This is a genomic window from Williamsia sp. (assembly GCF_036566845.1).
Classification (GTDB): domain Bacteria; phylum Actinomycetota; class Actinomycetes; order Mycobacteriales; family Mycobacteriaceae; genus Williamsia.
Genome location: NZ_DATCVM010000135.1, coordinates 1 through 1,926, shown reverse-complemented (window position 1 = coordinate 1,926; position 1,926 = coordinate 1). Strand labels below are relative to the sequence as shown.

At 66.8% G+C, this 1,926-nt stretch carries 2 protein-coding genes and 1 pseudogene; all 3 read left to right on the top strand.

From position 1 onward, the window contains the following. Positions 1-491 (top strand): Zn-ribbon domain-containing OB-fold protein (locus tag VIQ49_RS12810; protein ID WP_331885101.1); only part of this gene is annotated, 491 nt, incomplete at its 5' end. Continuing rightward, the gene (locus VIQ49_RS12805; protein WP_331885099.1) at positions 488-1,654 is read left to right on the top strand and encodes a thiolase C-terminal domain-containing protein; all 1,167 of its coding nucleotides are present in this window, start codon (positions 488-490) and stop codon (positions 1,652-1,654) included. The genes VIQ49_RS12810 and VIQ49_RS12805, both read left to right, overlap by 4 nt. After that, a pseudogene (locus tag VIQ49_RS12800) lies at positions 1,654-1,926 on the top strand (ABC transporter permease); the annotation flags it as partial. The gene VIQ49_RS12805 and the pseudogene VIQ49_RS12800, both read left to right, overlap by 1 nt.

Genomic DNA, 1,926 nt, shown 5'->3' with positions numbered 1-1,926 from the left:
CGGTCAGCGGCGGCGCCGCACAGATCCACCGCAGGGAACCGACCCCGAGTCCGGCGCCTGCGAGCACCTTCAGCGTTGACGCGGACATCCCGATCTCGCTGGCCGCCTACGAGCGGGCGTTCGAGGCGAAAGTGCGTTGGGAGGCAGGTCAGTTCGCCGACTCCGACGAGCTGGACTTCCCGCCGCGCTATCGCGTCCGCGCCGACGGCGCCCTGGCCACCGACTACGAGCTGGTGCCGCTACCGCGCACCGGCACGGTTTACACCGAGACCACGGTGCACATCCCGGTGCCCGGTCTGCGAACGCCGTACTCGCTCGTCATCGTCCAGCTCGACGGTGTCGACGTGCGCGCGTTGGTGAAGGTCACCGGTGCCCCGGCAGGCACGGTGGACATCGGTGACCGCGGTCGGCTGGCCCTTCGCCGGGTCGCGGTGCGCTCCGGGGTGCCGGACTACGGATATGCGTTCGAGCCCGAGAGGGCGGCCGCATGAGGAACGTCGCGATCGTCGGCGCCGGGATGACGCCGTTCGCGGAACATTTCGCGCTCGGCATCAAGGACCTGCTGCCGATGGCCTTCTCCGAGTGCGCAGGCACCGTGGACAAGGGTCTGGCCAAGGGCGATCTGCAGGCCGCGTGGTTCGGCGCGATGGGCACCGCCGACGGGTTTCCGTCCGGGATCCTCGCCGACACGCTGGGCCTACCGGATTTGCCAGTGACCCGCATCGAGAACTCATGCGCAACCGGACACGACGCCATTCGCAACGCGCTGTTCGCCGTCGCGTCCGGTGCGTTCGACGTGGCGCTGGTGATGGGTGCCGACAAGCTGCGGGACACCACATCGGCCGACATGCTGTGGGAATGGGAGGGCATGGCGCGCGACATGGCCTGGGATTATCCTCTCGGTCTGGTCGCGCCTGCGGGATTCGCTTTACATGTTCGCCGATATCTCCACGAATCTCCGGCAACTGAAGAACACTTAGCCATGGTGGCCGTCAAGAACCACCGCCACGGAGTCAACAACCCCAAGGCGCGGTCGCGCTTCGAGATCACGATGGAGCAGGCCCTGAACGCACCGATGGTGGTGACCCCGTTCCGGCTCTACGACTGCGCGCCGCAGAGCGACGGCGCCGCAGCGCTCGTGATCGCGGCCGAAGACGTCGTCGACCGCTTCACCGACAAGCCCGTCTGGATCCGGGGCGTCGGGCTGGGCCTGGACTCGGTGATGCACCAGCACAAGCCGGACATGACCATGCTGCCCGCGACCACCCGCGCGGCCAAGCAGGCCTTCGCGATGGCCGGCATGACCCCGGCGGATGTGGACGTCGCCGAGGTGCACGACTTCCTGACCGGAATCGAGCTGATGAGCTACGAGGACCTGGGCTTCGCCGAACGGTTCGGTGGCTACAAACTGCTGGAGGCCGAGGTGACCAGCGTCGGCGGGGGGCTCCCCGTCAACCCCAGTGGCGGCCTGAAAGCGAAAGGTCACCCGCCGGGGGCCACAGGTGTGGCACAGTGCGTCGAGTTGTTTCAACAGTTGCGAGGCGAGGCCGTCAACCAGGTCGACGGCGCCCGAATCGCCCTGGCGCACAACCTTGGCGGCCCGACAGCCGTATCGGCCGTGACGATCCTAGAAGGACCCGGAGGACTCAACTGATGGCGAGTAAGGGGCCGGAGCGTTGGTCGACCGGTATTGCGTTGCCGAATGGGCTGTCGGGTGCGATGGCGGCTGTGGGTGGGTTCTTCTCGATGGCGTTGGATGCGGTGCGGTTTGTTTTTGTGCGGCCGTTTCAGTGGCGGGAGTTTCTGGAGCAGTGCTGGTTTGTGGCGAAGGTGTCGATGGCCCCGACGCTGCTGGTGGCGATTCCGTTCACGGTGCTGGTGAGCTTCACGCTCAACATTCTGTTGCGTGAGTTGGGTGCGGCGGAT

Excerpts from the sequence above, each read along its gene's own strand:
- VIQ49_RS12805 (WP_331885099.1), top strand. The coding sequence starts at position 488 with ATGAGGAACGTCGCGATCGTCGGCGCCGGGATGACGCCGTTCGCGGAA.